At 44.6% G+C, this 20,234-nt stretch carries 16 protein-coding genes; 15 read left to right on the forward strand and 1 reads right to left on the reverse strand.

Features of this window, described 5'->3' with window-relative positions:
• The first annotated feature begins 7 nt into the window (after positions 1 to 7).
• The 13 genes from ftsI to lpxC all read left to right on the forward strand — a co-directional run bounded on the left by ftsI (position 8) and on the right by lpxC (position 16,070).
• On the forward strand, positions 8 to 1,774 hold the full coding sequence (gene ftsI / locus I3B46_RS06600) for a peptidoglycan glycosyltransferase FtsI (protein WP_004921927.1): 1,767 nt from the start codon (positions 8 to 10) through the stop codon (positions 1,772 to 1,774).
• A complete protein-coding gene (gene murE / locus I3B46_RS06605) occupies positions 1,761 to 3,248 on the forward strand; it encodes a UDP-N-acetylmuramoyl-L-alanyl-D-glutamate--2,6-diaminopimelate ligase (RefSeq protein WP_040133347.1) in 1,488 nt (495 codons plus the stop codon). The genes ftsI and murE overlap by 14 nt, the downstream gene beginning before the upstream one ends.
• Positions 3,245 to 4,618 carry a UDP-N-acetylmuramoyl-tripeptide--D-alanyl-D-alanine ligase gene (gene murF / locus I3B46_RS06610; protein ID WP_004921921.1) on the forward strand — a complete coding sequence of 458 codons (1,374 nt, stop codon included), beginning with the start codon at positions 3,245 to 3,247 and terminating at the stop codon, positions 4,616 to 4,618. Before murE ends, murF begins: the two co-directional genes overlap by 4 nt.
• Positions 4,612 to 5,694, forward strand: coding sequence for a phospho-N-acetylmuramoyl-pentapeptide-transferase (gene mraY / locus I3B46_RS06615; RefSeq protein ID WP_004921918.1), 1,083 nt, complete (start codon positions 4,612 to 4,614; stop codon positions 5,692 to 5,694). The genes murF and mraY overlap by 7 nt, the downstream gene beginning before the upstream one ends.
• Positions 5,695 to 5,696: 2 nt before the next feature.
• Complete coding sequence (gene murD, locus I3B46_RS06620) at positions 5,697 to 7,022, forward strand: UDP-N-acetylmuramoyl-L-alanine--D-glutamate ligase (protein WP_004921917.1); 1,326 nt, start codon at positions 5,697 to 5,699, stop codon at positions 7,020 to 7,022.
• Entirely contained in the window at positions 7,022 to 8,215 is a 1,194-nt protein-coding gene (gene ftsW, locus I3B46_RS06625) for a cell division protein FtsW (RefSeq protein ID WP_004921913.1), read from the forward strand. The genes murD and ftsW overlap by 1 nt, the downstream gene beginning before the upstream one ends.
• Positions 8,212 to 9,285 (forward strand): undecaprenyldiphospho-muramoylpentapeptide beta-N-acetylglucosaminyltransferase, encoded by a 1,074-nt coding sequence (murG, locus tag I3B46_RS06630; RefSeq protein WP_004921911.1) that lies wholly within the window; start codon positions 8,212 to 8,214, stop codon positions 9,283 to 9,285. The genes ftsW and murG overlap by 4 nt, the downstream gene beginning before the upstream one ends.
• Before the next feature lie 57 nt (positions 9,286 to 9,342).
• Positions 9,343 to 10,806: a UDP-N-acetylmuramate--L-alanine ligase gene (gene murC, locus I3B46_RS06635; protein WP_036941184.1), complete on the forward strand. Its 1,464-nt coding sequence runs from the start codon at positions 9,343 to 9,345 to the stop codon at positions 10,804 to 10,806.
• A 3-nt stretch (positions 10,807 to 10,809) separates the two neighbouring features.
• Complete coding sequence (locus I3B46_RS06640) at positions 10,810 to 11,730, forward strand: D-alanine--D-alanine ligase (protein ID WP_104872870.1); 921 nt, start codon at positions 10,810 to 10,812, stop codon at positions 11,728 to 11,730.
• 1 nt (position 11,731) lies between these two features.
• Positions 11,732 to 12,541, forward strand: coding sequence for a cell division protein FtsQ (gene ftsQ / locus I3B46_RS06645; protein WP_004921902.1), 810 nt, complete (start codon positions 11,732 to 11,734; stop codon positions 12,539 to 12,541).
• Positions 12,542 to 12,577: 36 nt separating this feature from the next.
• Entirely contained in the window at positions 12,578 to 13,834 is a 1,257-nt protein-coding gene (gene ftsA / locus I3B46_RS06650; protein ID WP_004921898.1) for a cell division protein FtsA, read from the forward strand.
• 57 nt (positions 13,835 to 13,891) lie between these two features.
• Positions 13,892 to 15,052 (forward strand): cell division protein FtsZ, encoded by a 1,161-nt coding sequence (ftsZ, locus tag I3B46_RS06655; RefSeq protein ID WP_014656415.1) that lies wholly within the window; start codon positions 13,892 to 13,894, stop codon positions 15,050 to 15,052.
• A gap of 100 nt (positions 15,053 to 15,152) precedes the next feature.
• Entirely contained in the window at positions 15,153 to 16,070 is a 918-nt protein-coding gene (gene lpxC, locus I3B46_RS06660; protein ID WP_004921892.1) for a UDP-3-O-acyl-N-acetylglucosamine deacetylase, read from the forward strand.
• Positions 16,071 to 16,133: 63 nt separating this feature from the next.
• Here lpxC and I3B46_RS06665 read toward each other — a convergent pair whose 3' ends face one another.
• Entirely contained in the window at positions 16,134 to 16,655 is a 522-nt protein-coding gene (locus I3B46_RS06665; RefSeq protein ID WP_004921887.1) for a DUF721 domain-containing protein, read from the reverse strand.
• Positions 16,656 to 16,866: 211 nt separating this feature from the next.
• Here I3B46_RS06665 and secM point away from each other — a divergent pair, with 211 nt between their 5' ends.
• The gene (gene secM / locus I3B46_RS06670) at positions 16,867 to 17,394 is read left to right on the forward strand and encodes a secA translation cis-regulator SecM (RefSeq protein WP_104872869.1); all 528 of its coding nucleotides are present in this window, start codon (positions 16,867 to 16,869) and stop codon (positions 17,392 to 17,394) included.
• A gap of 103 nt (positions 17,395 to 17,497) precedes the next feature.
• On the forward strand, positions 17,498 to 20,209 hold the full coding sequence (gene secA, locus I3B46_RS06675; protein ID WP_004921881.1) for a preprotein translocase subunit SecA: 2,712 nt from the start codon (positions 17,498 to 17,500) through the stop codon (positions 20,207 to 20,209).
• Positions 20,210 to 20,234 lie beyond the last annotated feature (25 nt).

The raw sequence follows: 20,234 nt of genomic DNA on the forward strand, positions 1-20,234 counted from the left end.
GTTACGAATGAAAGCACCTAAGTCAGCTAGGAATAAAAAACAGTCTGAAAATACCAGCTTTGTTAGCTGGCGTTTTGCCTTGTTGTGCGGCGGTATTCTACTGGCTTTAGTCGGGCTTTTAGTGCGTGTAGCTTATCTACAAATCATTTCGCCTGAAAAGTTAGTTAAAGAAGGGGATATGCGCTCCCTACGTGTTCAAGAGGTCTCTACAGCACGTGGCATGATAAGCGATAGGGAAGGGCGGCAACTGGCTGTTAGTGTGCCTGTTAATGCGATTTGGGCTGACCCAAAAGTGGTATTTGAAAAAGGTGGGGTGAACAATGATGAACATTGGAAAGCGCTCGCTGATGCATTGGAGATCCCACTTGAGCAGATCACCGCTAAAATTTCTGCCAATCCAAAAGGGCGCTTTGTGTACCTCGCTCGTCAAGTCAACCCTTCTATTGGCGAATACATCACGAAACTAAAATTACCCGGTATCTATTTACGCAAAGAATCACGCCGTTACTACCCCTCAGGGCCTGTTGCAGCGCACTTAATTGGTGTGACAAATATTGATGGCGAAGGGATAGAAGGCGTCGAGAAGAGCTTTGAGCGCTGGTTAAAAGGGGAGCCAGGTGAGCGTATTGTTCGTAAAGACCGTAATGGGCGTGTGATTGAAACGGTTTCTTCCGTTGATAGCCAAGCGGCTCATAACTTAGTGCTAAGTATTGATGAACGCATTCAATCTATCGTTTATCGTGAATTAACGAAAGGTGTTCAGGAAAACAAAGCTGAATCAGGTGTTGCCATTTTAGTGGATGTGCACACGGGGGAGATTTTAGCGATGGCGAATAGCCCATCCTATAACCCGAACAATTTGGCAGGAACCCCCATGGATGCTATGCGTAACCGTGCGATCACCGATATTTTTGAACCGGGTTCAACGGTCAAGCCGCTCGTCGTTATGAGTGCATTAAATAACCGTATTGTCAAAGAAAATACCGTATTGAATACCTATCCATATCGAGTTAATGGTCATGAAATCAAAGACGTAGCTCGTTATCCTGAATTATCAATTACAGGTATTTTACAGAAGTCGAGTAACGTGGGTGTTTCAAAACTGGCGTTAGCGATGCCTGCCACAGAGCTGGTGGATGTGTATAGCCGCTTTGGGTTTGGCAAGCCGACTAATCTGGGGTTAGTCGGGGAAAGTAGTGGCATCTTTCCAAGTAAAAAAACACGGTGGTCTGATTTAGAAAGGGCCACCTTTTCTTTCGGGTATGGGCAAATGGTAACACCGTTACAGTTAGCCCGTGCCTATGCAACAATTGGTAGTTTCGGGATTTATCGCCCGCTATCGATTACTAAAGTTGACCCTCCTGTGCCGGGAACACGCGTTTTTCCTGAGCATATAATGCGCACCGTTGTGCACATGATGGAAAGTGTTGCCTTGCCGGGTGGTGGGGGAACAAGAGCCTCAATAAAAGGCTATCGTATCGCGATAAAAACAGGTACTGCGAAAAAAGTAGGGCCGGAAGGGCGCTACATTAATCAATATATTGCTTATACCGCAGGCGTCGCGCCTGCAAGTAACCCACGCTATGCCCTTGTCGTTCTTATCAATGAGCCTAAAGCGGGTAAATATTATGGTGGTGCAGTATCGGCACCCGTGTTTGGTTCAATTATGGGCGGTGTTTTACGCATGATGAACGTTGAACCTGATGCACTACAAACAGACGATAAAAACGACACAGTTCTTAACAGAAAAGAGGTTAAAAGTGGCAGATCGTAATCTTTGTGATCTTCTTTCGCCATTTGGCGTTAGCACAGCAAGTGTCTCGTTACGTGAGATGACATTAGACAGTCGTAAGGCGGCTGCCGGTGATCTGTTTATCGCAATTAAAGGCCATCAATCAGATGGTCGACACTATATTTCTCAAGCGATCGCCCAAGGGGTCGCCGCGGTGGTTGCAGAAGCGCATGGTGAAGCCGCTGAAGGTGAAATTCGTTATATCCACGGCGTTCCCGTTGTTTACCTAAATGATCTGAATAGTCGCCTATCAGCATTAGCGGGGGCATTTTATCAACATCCTGCTGAAAAAATGAAATTGGTTGGGGTGACAGGCACTAATGGTAAAACGACGACAACTCAACTGATCGCGCAGTGGGCACAAGGATTAGGTGAAACCAGTGCTGTCATGGGGACCGTAGGGAATGGTTTACTTGGGCAAGTTGCGCCGAGTGAAAACACCACAGGTTCCGCTGTGGATATTCAAGTTGAGTTGACTCAGTTATTGAAGCAGAAGGCTACATTAACCGCGATGGAAGTCTCCTCTCACGGCCTTGTGCAAGGTCGCGTAGCTGCCTTACCTTTTGATGCCGCAGTATTTACAAATTTAAGCCGTGACCATTTAGATTACCATGGTGATATGGAAAGTTATGAAGCGGCGAAATGGTTACTGTTTTCGACACATCAAACCAAAGCGCAAATTATTAATGCTGATGATGATGTGGGTCTAAAATGGTTACAGCGTTTACCGCAAGCTTGCGCCGTTTCTATGGAACAACGAATTCCTGAGCAATGGCAAGGGCCATGGTTACAAGCAACAGCGGTTGAATATCATGATCGCGGAGCAACCATTCAATTTACCTCATCATGGGGCAACGGAACGTTAGAAAGCCCATTGATGGGCGCATTTAACGTCAGCAACTTATTGTTAGCTATGGCAACACTGCTGACGATGGATTATTCGTTAGAACAGCTATTAGAGGCATCATCATCTCTTTCACCAGTATGTGGTCGAATGGAAGTGTTTAGTGCGCCAAACAAACCAACCGTGGTTGTTGATTATGCCCACACACCGGATGCACTCGAAAAAGCGTTGGCGGCAGCACGCTTACATTGTAAAGGCCAATTATGGTGTGTCTTTGGTTGCGGGGGAGACCGTGATAAAGGCAAGCGACCTTTGATGGGCGCAGCGGCAGAAGAGTGGGCGGATAAAGTCGTTATTACTGATGATAACCCGCGCAGTGAAGAGCCGTTAGATATTATCAATGACATTATGGCGGGGATCCTCGATTCAAGTCGAGTTCTTGCGATCCCAGGGCGTGCGGAAGCGGTTACCAGCTCAATCATGCAGGCAAATGCGGATGATGTGATTGTGATCGCAGGTAAAGGCCATGAAGATTATCAAATTATCGGTCATCGCCGTTTAGATTATTCAGATCGCCTAACCGTTGCAAGGCTATTGGGGGTGTTAGCATGATCCCCTTAACGTTAGCTCAACTGGCGGCCGTGACCGCTGGGCGTTTATTTAATGCTGAAGGTATTGATGCCGCTACACTGACATTAAGTGAAGTGAGTACAGATAGCCGCCAAATTGGTCAAGACTGCTTATTTATCGCCTTAAAAGGTGAGCGTTTTGATGCCCATGACTTTGCCCCTTCTGTGGTTGAAAATGGCGCTGTTGCATTACTGGTTGAGCGTGAGCTTGATGTTGATTGCCCACAGGTTATTGTGGCGAACACTCGTCTTTCTATGGGGCAACTTGCTGCATGGGTGCGCAAGCAAAGCCAAGCGAAAGTAGTCGGTTTAACAGGCTCCTCGGGGAAAACCTCTGTTAAAGAGATGACCGCATCCATTTTATCTCAGCGTGGCAAAACCCTGTATACAGCGGGTAACTTAAATAATGATATTGGTGTGCCATTAACGCTATTTCGGCTAACTCACGAATATGATTATGCCGTAATTGAAATGGGGGCGAATCATCCAAATGAAATCGCCTATACCACGAATATCGTGAAGCCTGAGAGTGCACTGGTGAATAATTTATTTGCAGCACATCTTGCCGGTTTTGGTTCACCTGAAGGTGTGGCTCGCGCAAAAGGGGAAATTTACCAAGGTCTACCTGACGAGGGTACCGCGATTGTTAACCTTGATAGTTATTCGCCACATTGGCAATTTCAACCGCGGCAAACCGTGTGGTATTACTCGCTGAAGCCACAAGACAAAGCGGATTTCTATCCATCGGATATTGAAGTTAAACAACTTTCAACAAACTTTACGTTGCATACGCCAGTTGGGCAAATTGCAATCACATTGCCTTTACCGGGGATGCATAACATTGCCAATGTCCTTGCGGCAAGTGCGCTTGCCATTTCAGTTGGCGCAACGCTGGAAGATATTCGCAATGGGTTAGCGACGACGAAAGCAGTGCCGGGGCGTTTATATCCGGTACAACTGAGTCCAACAAAAGTGGTATTGGATGACACTTATAACGCGAATGATGGCTCAATGATTGCAGCAATTAATGTTTTAGCTAAAATGCCCGGCTATCGTATTTTGATTGCAGGTGATATGGGCGAGCTTGGCGATTACGCACAAGATTGTCATCAACGCGTTGGCATTGCGGCAAAAGATGCAGGTCTGGATAAAGTACTGAGTGTGGGTACACTGAGCGAAATGATCAGTCAATTCAGTGAATGTGGTGAGCACTTTGCATTCAAAAAAGATTTATTAACCCGACTGATTCCGCTAGTCCAGCAGAATGAAGTTGTTTCTATTTTAGTTAAAGGTTCACGTAGCTCCGCGATGGAAGATGTCGTGAATGCATTAAAGGAGTGCTTTGCATGTTAGTCTGGCTTGCCGAAATATTGGTGCATCATTTTTCTGTTTTTAACGTCTTTTCTTATCTGACGTTCAGAGCCATTGTCGGTTTGCTAACGGCACTCGCTATCGCGTTATGGATGGGGCCACGTTTAATTACCTATTTACAAAAAATGCAGATTGGTCAAGTCGTTCGCGATGTAGGGCCTGAGTCTCACTTTAGTAAACGTGGCACACCTACAATGGGCGGCATACTGATTCTATTTTCAATCAGTATATCGGTGTTGTTGTGGGCGCGTTTAGATAATCCCTATGTTTGGTGTGTCCTGTTGGTATTGGTGGGATATGGCCTTGTAGGCTTCGCTGATGACTACTTAAAAGTGGTTAGAAAAAATAGCCGAGGCTTAATTGCTCGCTGGAAATATTTTTGGCAATCCGTCATTGCGCTCATTGTTGCTTTTTCAATGTATGCAGTCGGTAACGAGACGCCAGCGACACAATTAGTCGTACCTTTCTTTAAAGATGTGATGCCTCAACTGGGAATGCTTTATATTCTGCTGGCTTACTTTGTAATTGTTGGAACCAGTAATGCCGTTAACTTAACAGACGGTCTTGATGGTTTAGCAATTATGCCAACAGTATTCGTTGCGGCAGGGTTTGCTCTGGTCGCGTGGGCGACAGGTAACGTTAACTTTGCGAGTTACTTGCATATTCCATTCTTGCCACACGCTGGTGAACTAGTGATCGTCTGTACGGCTATTGTTGGTGCGGGATTAGGTTTTCTATGGTTTAACACTTACCCAGCACAAGTCTTTATGGGTGATGTAGGTTCTTTAGCACTCGGAGGCGCTTTAGGTACTATCGCAGTTCTACTACGCCAAGAGTTTTTGTTAGTCATTATGGGTGGCGTGTTTGTTGTAGAAACATTATCAGTCATCTTACAAGTGGGTTCTTTCAAATTACGTGGTCAACGTATATTCCGTATGGCACCAATTCATCATCATTATGAGTTGAAAGGGTGGCCGGAACCACGCGTAATTGTGCGTTTTTGGATTATTTCCTTAATGCTAGTCCTGATTGGGTTAGCAACATTGAAGGTACGTTAAACATGGCTCGTATTCAGGGTAAACAGTATCAAGGTAAAAAAGTGGTGATTATCGGGTTAGGTCTAACAGGCCTATCCTGTGTGCACTTTTTCTTATCACAAGGTGTCATTCCACGTGTGATAGATACTCGTTCTGCCCCACCCGGTGTAGAGCAATTACCTAGCAATGTCGAATATCACCATGGCAGTTTAAATAACTCATGGTTACAAGAAGCTGATTTGATTGTCGCAAGTCCGGGTATTGCTCTAGCGACACCTGAGTTGCAACAGGCGGCTAATAAAGGCATTGAGATTGTTGGCGATATTGAGCTGTTTTGTCGTGAGGCTGATGCACCAATCATTGCCATTACTGGCTCTAACGGTAAAAGCACGGTGACTTCTTTAGTCGGGGAAATGGCAAAAGCCGCAGGTATCTCTGTTGGTGTGGGTGGTAATATTGGTATTCCTGCATTATCCCTACTGAACCAAGGTCACCAGCTTTATGTGCTTGAGTTATCAAGCTTCCAATTAGAAACCACATCCAGTTTACAAGCCTTAGCGGCAACCGTACTGAATGTGACAGAAGACCATATGGATCGCTATCCATTAGGGTTAGCGCAGTATCGCGACGCTAAATTACGTATTTATCATAATGCGGCGAATTGCATTGTGAACGCGCAAGACCCACTGACGTTACCACGAGATAGACGTCATGAAGCGTGTATCAGCTTTGGGGTCGATAGTGGTGATTATTATTTTGATACACAGCAGCGTTTATTAGTTGCGAAAGGGCAAGCCATCATTGATGTTGCTGATATGCATTTGACTGGGCAACACAATTACACGAATGCGCTGGCAGCGCTTGCACTGGCAGATATTGCAGGCATAGAGCGTAAGGCTTGCTTGGATGTACTGAAAAATTACGCTGGATTAATGCACCGTTTCCAACTGGTGTTATTGAACAACGGAGTACGTTGGATTAACGACTCTAAAGCGACCAATGTGGGTAGCACGGAAGCCGCACTAAATGGCTTAAAAGTGGATGGAACACTGCATCTGCTATTAGGTGGTGATGGTAAAGCTGCCGATTTTTCACCCTTAAAGCCATATCTTGCCCAAGATAATGTGCGTGTGTACTGCTTTGGTCGTGACGGTAAAGCTCTAGCCCAATTGGAGCCTGAAAAATCTGTGCTGACGGAAACGATGGAGCAGAGCATGCGTTATTTGGCTCCACATTTAAAATCAGGCGATATGGTTTTACTGTCTCCAGCTTGTGCAAGTATCGACCAATTTAAAAACTTTGAGCAGCGAGGGATGATTTTTGCTCAGTTAGCGAAGGAGTTAGGCTGATGACTATACCAGGTGCTGTGCGCATAAAAAACTGGGTACTTGGTGAAAAGGGTGGCGTTATTGCTGGCTCAACACTCTATGACCGCACCTTGGTATGGCTGGCACTTGGCCTCGCTGCAATCGGTTTTATTATGGTGACATCGGCATCCATGCCGGTGGGGCAAAGATTGACAGAAGATCCTTTTTATTTTGCCAAGCGTGATGCCGTTTATTTAGCCATTGCCTTTGTTTTAGTGTTAGGCGTGATGCGGATCTCAATGGCAGTTTGGGAAAAATACAGCTTTGTATTGTTAATGGTCTCCCTGCTGTTATTAGCGGTAGTACTGGTTGCAGGGAGCTCTGTCAACGGGGCATCGCGTTGGATTGATATCGGTATTGTTAAAATTCAGCCGGCTGAGTTATCTAAATTAGCTCTATTTTGCTATGTATCCAGTTACTTAGTAAGAAAGTCAGAGGAAGTGAGAACACGCTTCCTTGGTTTTGTAAAACCAATGTGTATCTTGATTGTGATGTCATCATTATTGCTACTACAGCCTGACTTGGGAACCGTTATCGTACTAGTCGTCACCACCCTTGGGTTGCTCTTCCTTGCCGGAGCAAGATTGGCCCCCTTTATTATTGGGATTGCGGCGTGTGTTGTCGGGGTATTAGCACTGATTTGGTTTGAGCCTTACCGTTTGCGCCGAGTGACATCATTTTTGAATCCATGGGAAGACCCGTTTGGTAGCGGTTATCAGCTTACCCAATCATTAATGGCATTTGGTCGAGGTGAGTTAGTTGGGCAAGGGTTAGGGAACTCAGTCCAAAAACTGGAATATTTACCAGAAGCGCATACGGACTTTATTTTTTCGGTTTTAGCTGAGGAGCTTGGCTATATTGGCGTTGTGTTGGTGTTATTGATGGTATTTATGCTGGCATTTCGCGCAATGATGATAGGCCGTCGAGCTTTATTAGCTAACCAATTATTTGCTGGCTATTTAGCGTGTTCGATAGGTATTTGGTTTACCTTCCAAGCATTAGTTAATGTTGGGGCTGCTGCCGGTATGTTACCGACGAAGGGGTTAACATTACCATTGATCAGCTATGGTGGCTCAAGCCTATTAATTATGTCTGCTGCTATTGCCGTGTTATTACGTGTCGATTTTGAAACACGTCTGCAAAAAGCGCAGGCGTTTGTAAGGAGTGTTAAATGAGTCAAGCAAAAAGGTTATTAGTCATGGCTGGTGGTACTGGGGGGCATGTATTCCCAGGTTTAGCTGTGGCCCATTATTTGCAGGCTCAAGGCTGGGAAATCCGTTGGTTAGGCACAGCCGATCGCATGGAAGCAACGTTAGTACCGCAACATGGTATTGAGATTGAATTTATACGGATATCAGGGCTTAGAGGTAAAGGCGCGTTAGCATTGGCTGCCGCGCCTTGGCGGATCTTTAAAGCGATACGCCAAGCAAAAGCTATTATCAAACAATATCAACCTGACGCTGTACTCGGTATGGGCGGATATGTTTCAGGGCCTGGTGGGATTGCGGCTTGGTTATCAGGTGTACCTGTGGTGCTACATGAACAAAATGGGATTGCAGGTTTAACGAATAAATGGTTGTCAAAAATTGCAAAACGAGTACTTCAAGCGTTCCCCGGTGCTTTTGCGGATGCGCCAATTGTTGGCAATCCAGTACGAAAAGATGTCTTAGCGCTGCCACTGCCCGAGGAGCGATTATCGGATCGTGACGGTAAAATACGCGTACTGGTTGTAGGTGGTAGTCAAGGCGCGCGTATTTTGAACCAAGTAATGCCAGAGGTTGCTGAAAAAGTAGGCAAACAGTTAAATATCTGGCATCAAGCGGGAAAAGGCAGTAAGGAAACTACAGAAGCGTTGTATAATGAACGGCTAAAAAATTCAGTTAATTCCGAGTATAAAGTTACGGAGTTTATTGATGATATGGCTCAGGCGTATGCATGGGCGGATATTGTGGTTTGCCGTTCTGGAGCGTTAACGGTCAGTGAAATTGCCGCAGCAGGGTTACCTGCGATTTTTGTGCCATTTCAGCATAAAGATCGTCAACAGTATTGGAATGCGCTTCCGCTAGAAAAGGCGGGAGCGGCAAAAATCCTTGAGCAACCACAATTTACTGCGGATAACGTTGCTAGCCTATTGGCGCAGTGGGATAGGCAAGCATTATTATCGATGGCGAAAAAGGCACGTTCTTGTGCTATCACCGACGCGACAGAGCGTGTAGCGGCAGTAATCAGTGAAGTGGCTAAATAGTTATCACCATCGATAACATGGCATAGATATAGAATTAACTAAAAGCGAAGACATACAGTGAATACACAACAGTTGGCGAAATTAAGAACATCAGTGCCAGAAATGAGAAGAGTCAGGCACATCCATTTTGTCGGTATCGGTGGTGCTGGCATGGGTGGTATCGCCGAAGTGTTGGCAAATGAAGGTTACCAAATTAGTGGTTCTGATTTAGCGCCAAATGCCGTTACTCAGCAACTCACGGCTTTAGGTGCAACTATTTATTTTAATCACCGTCCTGAGAATGTTGAAGATGCGAGCGTAGTCGTTGTTTCGACTGCAATTTCAGCGGATAACCCTGAAATCCAAGCGGCGCATGAATTACGTATTCCTGTTATCCGCCGCGCTGAAATGTTGGCGGAATTAATGCGTTATCGTCATGGTATTGCAGTGGCAGGTACACACGGTAAAACTACGACAACAGCGATGATTTCAGGGATCTATGCGCAAGCGGGCTTAGATCCTACATTTGTTAACGGCGGTTTAGTGAAATCCGCGGGGACTCATGCCCGTTTAGGTAGTAGCCGTTATTTAATCGCAGAAGCTGATGAAAGTGACGCCTCTTTCTTACATTTGCAGCCTTTAGTTGCAGTGGTTACTAACATTGAAGCGGACCATATGGATACTTACCAAGGTAACTTTGAAACCTTGAAAGATACGTTCATCAACTTCCTGCATAACTTACCATTTTATGGTCGTGCGGTGATGTGTATTGATGATCCTGTGATCCGTTCATTATTACCGCGAGTCAGTCGCTACGTGACGACGTATGGCTTTAGTGAAGATGCCGATGTACGCATCGTCAAATATGAGCAAAAAGGTAATCAAGGCTTCTTTACTATTGCCCGTGAAAATATGCCGGAACTGACCGTAGTACTGAATGCACCGGGGAGACATAACGCTCTGAATGCAACAGCGGCTGTCGCCGTGGCGACGGAAGAAGGCATTGATGATCAGCATATCTTGTCTGCACTGGTTGAGTTCCAAGGTACAGGGCGCCGTTTTGATTTTCTTGGAAACTATTCATTACGTCATGTGAATGGTAAAGAAGGTGAAGTGATGTTGGTGGATGATTATGGTCACCATCCAACAGAGGTTGACGCGACAATAAAAGCGGCAAGAGCCGGATGGCCAGACAAACGAATTGTGATGGTGTTTCAGCCACACCGTTATTCACGTACTCGTGACCTATATGATGACTTTGCCCATGTCCTCAGCCAAGTAGATGTATTGCTGATGCTAGAGGTTTATCCTGCGGGAGAGAAGCCTGTGCCGGGGGCGGATAGTCGTTCATTATGTCGGACGATACGCGGTCGTGGTCAGCTTGATCCAATTTATGTGGCAGAGCCTGAACAAGTTGCACAAATTTTAGCTCAAGCACTTGAAGATAATGACTTAATTTTAGTTCAAGGTGCTGGGAATATTGGTAAAATAGCGCGTAATCTTGCTGAAACAAAATTACAGCCACCCATGGTAGAGGAGTGATTCATGGCCGAGAAAGTCGCGGTGTTATTTGGCGGAACATCTGCTGAACGTGAAGTTTCTCTTCAATCAGGCAATGCGGTGCTTGCTGGTTTACGTCAGGCTGGAATTGATGCGCATCCTATTGATACAAAAGATTTTCCAGTGGTCACTCTCAAGGATGCTGGGTTTGATAAAGTGTTTATCGCCCTTCATGGCCGAGGAGGAGAAGACGGTACAATTCAAGGGATGCTGGAGTTTTTAGGTTTGCCGTACACAGGTAGTGGCGTGATGGCCTCCGCCTTGAGTATGGATAAATTAAGAACAAAGCAACTTTGGGAAGGAGCAGGGCTAGCAGTATCGCCTTATGTTTCGTTGAGTAAATTTGAGTTTAGTTCACTTAAAACTGAAAAAATTGAAGAATTAGTCGCATATCTAGGATTACCACTTATTGTCAAACCGAGCCTTGAAGGGTCAAGTGTAGGGATGAGCAAAGTTGATAATTTAGGTGATTTATCAGCGGCGTTGGCACTAGCGTTTCGTTTCGATGAAACCGTACTGATTGAGAAATGGTTAAGTGGTCCAGAATATACGGTCGCAGTGCTTGGTGAACAAACATTACCATCAATTCGTATTCAGCCTCCTGGGGTGTTTTACGATTATGAGGCGAAATATCTTTCTGATGAAACGCAATATTTTTGCCCAAGTGGCTTAGATGCAGGATCAGAAGCGCAGTTATCACAACTTGCGATGCGTGCTTATCAGGTGGTTGGGTGTCGCGGTTGGGGGCGAGTTGATGTGATGCAAGATAGTGACGGTCAATTCTACTTGCTAGAGGTGAATACCTCACCAGGAATGACAAGTCACAGTTTAGTGCCAATGGCAGCGCGCCAAGCAGGTATGGATTTTTCGCAGTTGGTAGTACGTATTTTGGAATTGGCTAACTGATATGTCACAGGCAGCATTGAATGTTCGGCATCATAAGCATAATGATGACAACAACGAGTCAGGGTCAGGCCCAAGTAATGGTGCTTTTCTCGGCGGGTTGATTTTCTTTCTAATGGTTGTGGGAACAATCATTTGGAGTGGCTGGACCGTCATGAACTGGATGAAAGATGCAGATAGGCTGCCAATGTCAAAGTTAGTATTAACCGGAGAGCGCCACTATACCAGCAATGATGATGTGAGGAAGGCGATATTATCTCTAGGGCAACCTGGTACTTTTATGACAGTTGATGTCAATGCCATCCAAAATCAGATAAGTGCGATGCCTTGGATCCGTCAGGTGACGGTTCGCAAACAGTGGCCTGATGAGTTAAAGATACATCTGGTAGAATACGTACCTTACGCACGTTGGAATGACCAAAATATGGTTGATCAGGAGGGGCGAGTATTTAGCCTCCCTGCGAGTGAAAGCAGCAAGGGCAATTATGTGATGCTCTATGGCCCCCAAGGTAGCCAAAAAGAAGTTATAAAAGAGTACATTGAATTTAAAAGAATATTGTCAGAACACAATTTAAAATTGAAATCAGTATCTATGACGGCACGCCATGCTTGGCAACTTATCTTAGATAATGATGTCCGAGTAGAGCTCGGGAAAAAAGAAGTTTTTCAGCGGTTAAATCGTTTCCTTGAACTTTATCCGCTTTTGCAGCAAGCCACAGATAAACGTGTCGACTATGTTGACCTTCGTTATACCAGTGGTGCTGCGGTGGGGTGGGCTCCGCTCCTAGTGGATGCTCCACTGGAGTTACAATAATTAATATTGCTAATAACTCAGACTAGGCAGAAGCAAATGATCAAAACGACGGACAGAAAATTAGTTGTAGGCCTTGAAATTGGAACTTCCAAGGTGTCGGCCCTTGTCGGCGAAATTCTGCCCGATGGTATGGTGAATATTATCGGGGTGGGAAGTTGTCCATCTCGTGGAATGGACAAAGGTGGCGTTAATGACTTGGAATCAGTCGTTAAATGCGTGCAAAGGGCGATTGATCAGGCTGAGTTGATGGCGGATTGCCAAATTTCTTCAGTTTATCTTGCGTTATCAGGTAAGCATGTTAGCTGCCAAAACGAAATCGGCATGGTGCCCGTTTCGGAAGAGGAAGTGACACAAGAAGACGTTGACAGTGTTGTTCATACCGCAAAATCAGTTAGGGTTCGTGATGAGCATCGAATTCTTCATGTCATACCACAAGAATTCGCGATTGATTACCAAGAAGGTATTAAGAACCCTGTTGGTTTGTCAGGTGTACGTATGCAAGCCAAGGTACATTTGATTACTTGTCATAACGATATGGCAAAAAATATTGTAAAAGCGGTTGAGCGTTGTGGATTAAAAGTCGACCAGCTGATTTTTGCAGGTCTTGCGGCGAGCTATTCAGTATTGACCGAAGATGAACGCGAACTTGGCGTTTGTGTTGTCGATATTGGCGGCGGAACCATGGATATGGCGGTATACACCGGTGGGGCACTACGTCATACCAAAGTTATCCCTTATGCAGGTAATGTCGTCACCAGTGATATCGCTTATGCCTTCGGTACTCCACCGAGTGATGCGGAGGCAATCAAAGTTCGTCATGGCTGCGCTGTCGGTTCGATAGTGAGCAAAGATGAAACTGTTGAAGTCCCTAGCGTGGGAGGGCGTCCTCCAAGAAGTCTACAACGTCAGACTTTAGCGGAGGTCATTGAACCACGTTACACAGAGCTGTTAAACCTTGTAAATGAAGAAATTTTAAATTTACAGGAACAGTTACGCCAACAAGGTGTCAAACACCATTTGGCAGCGGGTATCGTGCTAACGGGAGGGGCGGCACAAATCGATGGCCTCGTCGAATGTGCTCAAAAAGTCTTCCATACACAAGTTAGGGTCGGTATTCCGCTCAATATTACAGGCTTAACGGATTATGCTCAGGAGCCATACTATTCAACTGCGGTTGGGCTTCTGCATTACGGTAAAGAGAGCCATCTTGGCGATGATACCGAAACGGAAAAACGTGCTTCAGTTAAAGGGTGGTTTAGTAAAATCACAGGCTGGCTGAGAAAAGAATTTTAATTTTTATTCAGAAGCATATTATTAGCTTCGAAGTAAAGCACAAAACGGAGAGACATTATGTTTGAACCAATGGAGCTAACCAACGATGCGGTGATTAAAGTCATCGGCGTTGGTGGCGGCGGCGGTAACGCCGTTGAACACATGGTGCGTGAACGTATTGAAGGCGTGGAATTCTTCGCCGTCAATACTGATGCACAGGCACTGCGTAAAACTGCAGTCGGACAAACAATCCAGATCGGTACTGGTATCACTAAAGGCCTTGGCGCGGGGGCAAACCCTGAAGTTGGTCGCAATGCCGCTGAAGAAGATCGTGAAGCTTTACGTAATGCACTTGAAGGTGCTGACATGGTCTTTATTGCAGCTGGTATGGGTGGTGGTACAGGTACAGGTGCTGCCCCAGTTGTGGCTGAGGTTGCCAAAGAGCTGGGCATCTTAACAGTTGCTGTTGTGACTAAGCCATTCAACTTTGAAGGCAAAAAGCGCATGGCATTTGCGGAATCTGGTATCACTGAGCTATCTAAGCATGTTGACTCATTGATTACGATTCCAAATGATAAATTATTAAAAGTCTTGGGTCGTGGTATCTCTTTACTTGATGCATTTGGCGCAGCTAACGATGTACTGAAAGGCGCTGTTCAAGGTATTGCGGAACTGATCACACGCCCAGGTCTGATGAACGTGGACTTTGCTGACGTACGTACTGTGATGTCAGAGATGGGCTACGCAATGATGGGGTCCGGTGTGGCTCGTGGTGAAGATCGTGCTGAAGAAGCGGCTGAAATGGCAATTTCAAGTCCACTGTTGGAAGATATCGATCTGTCTGGCGCACGTGGTGTTCTTGTCAACATTACCGCTGGTTTCGACCTGCGTTTGGATGAGTTTGAAACGGTGGGTAATACCATCCGCGCATTCGCATCTGATAATGCAACCGTCGTAATTGGTACATCACTTGACCCTGAGATGAATGATGAATTGCGCGTGACTGTCGTGGCTACCGGTATCGGTATGGACAAACGCCCTGAAATCACTCTGGTGAATAACAAGATGTCACAGCAAGCGTCTATGGAGCAGCGTTATCAGCAAATGCAAAATAGCATGTCTTCTCTGACAGAGGAAAAACCAGTTGCTGCGAAAGCGGTGAATGACCAAAATACGCAAGCGAATAAAGAACCTGATTACTTAGATATTCCGGCATTTTTGCGTAAACAGGCCGATTAATTTTAATTAATATTGGATTCTCCGCTTTTTGTGCTAAACTTTCCCGCTGGTTATCTAGTAAGATAATCAGCAGGACGGATAACATTGCGAGAAAAATACGATGATCAAACAAAGGACACTTAAACGTATAGTTGAAGCGACTGGTGTTGGTTTACATACCGGCAAAAAAGTCACGCTTACTCTGCGTCCAGCGGCGGCAAACACCGGGGTCATCTACCGTCGTACTGACCTAAATCCTCCGGTTGATTTTCCGGCTGATGCTAAGTCTGTCCGCGATACCATGTTATGTACTTGCTTAGTCAACGAAGACAACGTGCGTATTTCGACCGTAGAGCATCTGAATGCTGCTTTGGCAGGATTAGGTATCGATAACATTGTTATTGAAGTCAATGCGCCTGAAATCCCGATCATGGATGGCAGTGCAGCACCGTTCGTTTTCTTATTACTAGATGCTGGTATTGAAGAATTGAACAGTGCGAAAAAATTCTTACGTATAAAAGAGAAAGTACGTGTAGAAGATGGTGATAAATGGGCAGAATTTGCACCATACAATGGTTTTAGCCTAGATTTTACCATTGACTTTAATCACCCAGCGATTGATAGCAGCACTCAACGTTATAAGCTGGATTTTTCAGCAGAAGCGTTTGTGCGCCAAATTAGTCGTGCGCGTACATTTGGTTTTATGCGTGATATTGAATATCTGCAATCCCAAGGCTTATGCTTAGGTGGTAGCTTCGATTGCGCTATCGTTGTTGATGACTATCGTGTACTCAACGAAGATGGCCTACGTTTTGAAGATGAATTCGTTCGTCACAAAACTCTCGACGCTATTGGTGACCTATTCATGTGTGGACATAATATTATTGGTGCATTTACTGCATACAAGTCAGGCCACGCATTGAATAACAAACTTCTACAAGCGGTATTAGCAAAAGAATCTGCTTGGGATCTGGTCACATTTGAAGATGAAGCTGAATTGCCGGTGGCATTCAAAGCACCTTCAACTGTTTACGCCTAATCACACTGATAATAGTCAGTGTTGAGTAAGCAGTGATATTACTACCACATATATAATGATGTGTTAGTCTTTTCTGTTGGTTGTACTGGTACTCTCTCCGGCCAGTGCAGCCAGCCGCTCTAATCTCTCTTTTAATCTCTTCGGACTATTCTCCGCTAAATGCAAAAGTTGTTTTGCCGTTTCTGTACTGATCTTACGTTTATTCGCAACCTGAGCAGTTTTAGCTGTTTGATTATTCAGTGAGCTATTTTCAGCCTTTTTTCGCATGAGAACGGGATTGATTCTGATGTCTATAGAAGATAAAGATGGTAGAATAGAGTTTCGTAATGCAGAAAGTAGCTGAAGTTTTTCGTAATTCAGTCGCGTCATCCAACTTGCGTTAGCAACTTCGATAACCAAAATGCAATTACGGTAGTTTGCTACGCGGCACATGGGTTTTAATTCGCTTGGCAGCAGTGCTTTAACGGCTTTGTTTAGTTTATTAATCGCGATAGCATTTCGTTGAATGGTGAGCAAGGGGCTGCGCGTTTTGGCGAGTGACTCCTCAAGAACATCGAACAAAGCTTGTGGGTGGCTATCTCTCATTGTTAGCTCCGTCTAAATAGGTAGGTTTAGTATCTAAGTATACTCTAAATTACCAAGGCTGTAGCAAGGTGCTGTTGGGTGTTTGAGAAAATCGCGCCAACAAGGGCCACAATCATAGAGATTGGTGGGGTATAGCAAGCGGGTATGGTTGGTATGCTGTTAAGCAATCATGAATAAGAATGGTATATTAGAAATATAATATAAGACTTTGATGGGCATTTTAAATCTTTGGCGACAATTTGGTATAAAATACTTTTGGCCGCACCTTTTACTAGGGGTTGTGGCTACGAGCATTGGCATGCCTGGGATTTTAAATGCGTTATCTGATGCTCAGCAAACGCAGTTCAACTCCTCTTCAATTAATCGCCAAAACCAAGCGGTTAATGCGTTTGATAATTTATTTGCTCAGCAAAGCCCTCAGCGCTCCTCATCATCATCTTCTTATTCCGTGAATTACTGGCAGCAGCATGCGGTCAGGAATGTGATTAGGCAATTAACATTCGCTTTTTCAATCTCTGAAGATGATGATGCAAATCAACAAGATGAAAAAAAAGGGCCACTGTTAGCACCTCAAGTCATGCTTGATACGTTGTATGCCATGTTGGCACAACGTTCACTTCAATGGAGTGATAATTTCGATCAAACTGATCACTATGCTTACCCTCATTTCGTTGCATACCAACCCGCTATTTGGGTTGCTCAGGTACATGGTATCCGTGCGGGCCCTGCTTTCAGTTAATTGTTAGTTTTATTTAAGCATCTGTTCGAGATGCGCTGTATTTATTCAAAATACAGGGTTTTACTATTTAGTAATTAACTGAATTACCTGAGAATATATCAATATGTTAACAAAATTATTAACCAAGGTTTTTGGTAGTCGTAATGATCGTACTCTACGTCGCTTGCGTAAAGAGGTTGAAAAAATCAATCGTCTTGAGCCTGAATTTGAAAAATTGAGCGATGATGAGCTTAAGGCAAAAACGCAGGAATTTCGTGATCGCCTAAGCAAGAATGAAAGTCTCGAAAGCTTGATCCCAGAAGCGTTTGCGACAGTGCGTGAAGCCAGTAAACGTGTTTTCGGTATGCGCCATTTCGACGTACAGTTGATTGGTGGTATGGTTCTGAATGAACGTTGTATCGCTGAGATGCGTACAGGTGAAGGTAAAACACTTACCGCGACATTGCCAGCTTACTTGAATGCCTTAACGGGTAAAGGGGTTCACGTTGTTACAGTAAACGACTACTTAGCTAAGCGTGACGCCGAAAATAACCGTCCTTTATTTGAATTTTTAGGTTTAACCGTTGGTATCAACCTTCCGGGTATGCCTGCTGCGCTGAAACGTGAGGCTTATGCGGCTGACATCACTTACGGAACTAACAACGAATTCGGTTTCGACTATCTACGTGATAACATGGCATTTAGCCCAGAGGAGCGCGTACAGCGTAAACTTCATTATGCGTTAGTGGATGAGGTTGACTCCATTCTTATCGACGAAGCTCGTACCCCACTGATTATTTCAGGCCCTGCTGAAGACAGTTCAGAGCTGTATAAAAAAGTCGATAAATTAATTCCTAAGCTAGTGCGTCAAGAAAAAGAAGATTCAGACACTTTCCAAGGCGAAGGTCACTTCTCTGTTGATGAAAAATCACGTCAAGTTACGCTGACTGAACGCGGCTTGGTGCTGATTGAGCAACTGCTGACAGAAGCAGGCTTAATGGAAGAGGGGGAATCACTCTATTCGCCATCTAACATTATGTTGATGCACCATGTTATGGCCGGCCTACGTGCGCATGCGTTGTTTACTTTGGATGTCGACTATATCGTTAAAGATGGTCAAGTTATCATTGTTGACGAACATACAGGTCGTACAATGGAAGGGCGTCGTTGGTCAGATGGTTTGCACCAAGCTGTTGAAGCCAAAGAAGGTGTTGAGATCCAAAACGAAAACCAAACATTGGCATCGATTACATTCCAAAACTATTTCCGTTTGTACGAAAAACTTGCTGGTATGACAGGTACAGCGGATACCGAAGCATTTGAATTTAGTTCTATCTATAAACTCGATACGATTGTTATTCCAACTAACCGTCCAATGATCCGTAAAGATTTACCTGATCTGGTTTATATGACAGAAACAGATAAATTTGCGGCTATTATCGAAGATATTCGTGAAAGAACACAAAATGGTCAGCCTGTTCTGGTCGGTACAATCTCAATTGAAAAGTCAGAGTTAATTTCTAACGCGCTTAAAAAAGCAAAAATTGAGCATAACGTATTGAATGCTAAATTCCACGCCTTAGAAGCAGATATTGTTGCAAACGCGGGTCAAGCGGGAGCAGTAACTATCGCGACTAACATGGCAGGTCGTGGTACCGATATTATGTTAGGTGGTAGCTGGCAGACAGAAGTTGCTGCTTTAGAATCGCCAACTCAAGAGCAAATCGATGAAATTAAAGCACGTTGGAAAGAGCGCCATGATGCCGTTCTTGCCGCGGGTGGTTTGCATATCATTGGTACAGAGCGCCATGAATCCCGCCGTATTGATAACCAGTTACGTGGTCGTGCGGGTCGTCAAGGGGATGCCGGTTCTTCTCGCTTCTACTTATCAATGGAAGATGCGCTTATGCGTATTTTTGCGTCTGATCGTGTCACAGGCATGATGCGTAAATTAGGTATGAAACCTGGTGAGGCGATTGAGCATCCATGGGTAACCAAAGCGATTGCTAATGCACAGCGTAAAGTAGAAAACCGTAACTTTGATATTCGTAAGCAACTTCTTGAGTACGATGATGTTGCGAGTGACCAACGTCGTGCTATTTATAGTCAGCGTAACGAATTGCTCGATGGTGGTGACATTAAAGAAACCGTGGATAGCATTCGTGAAGATGTCTTTACGGCAACAATCGATACTTATATTCCACCGCAATCACTAGAAGAAATGTGGGATATTGAAGGCCTACAAAAACGACTGGTGAGTGACTTTGATTTAGATTTACCCATTAAAGAGTGGCTGGATAAAGAACCAGAGTTACATGAAGAAACGCTTCGTGAGCGTATAATGGAAAAAGCCATCGAAGTCTATCAGAAGAAAGAAGAGATTGTTGGCGCAGAAATGATGCGTAACTTTGAAAAAGGTGTCATGCTACAAACGTTAGATACGTTGTGGAAAGAACACTTAGCTTCGATGGACTATTTACGCCAAGGTATCCATTTACGTGGTTACGCACAAAAAGATCCGAAACAAGAATATAAACGTGAATCTTTCAACATGTTCGCGAATATGCTTGAATCGTTAAAATATGAAGTAATCAGTACACTTTCTAAAGTACAAGTTCGTTTGCCTGAAGAAGTTGAAGCTTTAGAGCAACAGCGTAAAGAAGAAGCTGAGCGTTTAGCAAGAAGACAACAGTTAAGCCATGAAGCTGGCGCTGAATCATTGATGTCTGAAGCGGAAGCGCAAATAGCAACACAAGGTCATAAAATTGGTCGTAATGACCCATGTCCTTGTGGTTCAGGTAAAAAATACAAACAGTGTCATGGTCGGTTAAAATAATTAATTATTACATCAAACAAGGCGG

This window comes from Providencia sp. 2.29 (assembly GCF_015832305.1).
In the GTDB taxonomy this organism is placed as follows: domain Bacteria; phylum Pseudomonadota; class Gammaproteobacteria; order Enterobacterales; family Enterobacteriaceae; genus Providencia; species Providencia stuartii.